Source organism: Halomonas sp. B23F22_20, from assembly GCF_043496985.1.
Lineage (GTDB): Bacteria > Pseudomonadota > Gammaproteobacteria > Pseudomonadales > Halomonadaceae > Halomonas.
The window spans coordinates 1-733 of the sequence record NZ_JBIEKH010000083.1 but is presented as its reverse complement, the minus strand read 5'-3'; the positions used below and the strand labels follow the sequence as shown (position 1 = coordinate 733).

1 protein-coding gene is annotated in these 733 nt (G+C 37.0%); it reads right to left on the bottom strand.

Annotated features, from left to right (window positions below):
* Positions 1-275 precede the first annotated feature (275 nt).
* Positions 276-733, bottom strand: a 458-nt coding sequence (locus tag ACGTN6_RS20670; protein WP_394594947.1) for a hypothetical protein, incomplete at its 5' end; no start/stop codon positions are given.

Here is a 733-nt window from a genome sequence, read left to right as displayed (position 1 = left end):
AATATAAACATACCCTATTCATAAACCTTAAATAAAATCTTAGGTAGAATCCATCATTTTCGCGTTTTGGTTACTTCTTTTCCCTTAAGCAAAATGGTTAATACTGAGGTTAAATAAAGAATAGCGGCTATAATGCCTACAGAGAAAGAAGAATCTGGATCACTTGAAAATATACTGGCAGTAAAAGTAACTATAATAAATCCCGCAATATACACTAGGATACCTAAGAATATTTTGTTAGCCATGGTATTTAATCACTTCTTTTACAATATTATTTAGTACTCAAAGTAATCATAATCAGGAGAAGCTTGATTTACAGTTGCCGCAAGTCCTACGGTCATGTCTACACCACTTGAAGAAAACCCAACCCTTACATCAGAAGGTCTTACTTGGACATGGCCATACTCCCCTACGACGTTTGCAGTCCCTGAAGAATCAGGTTTTGTAACAATAGCTTCTAAGACTGCACCAGTTTCATCTTGGTTAAGATTTAAATCAAGATCCCACGCTACACCTTTTTCTGGAACAACATCATTTCTCACAGCATCATAATAATCGCGATCACCATCCTCATTTACAATATAACCGAGGTCCTCACCCATTGTGAAGTTATCAGACCATTGAAGGGCAATAGTATCTGTATACTCTTGTAATGGATCGATTAACCAGTCAGCTGTGGTTGTAAGCCTAAAAGTATCCGGATCTTCTGAAATTACGCGTCGAGCTACAGTAT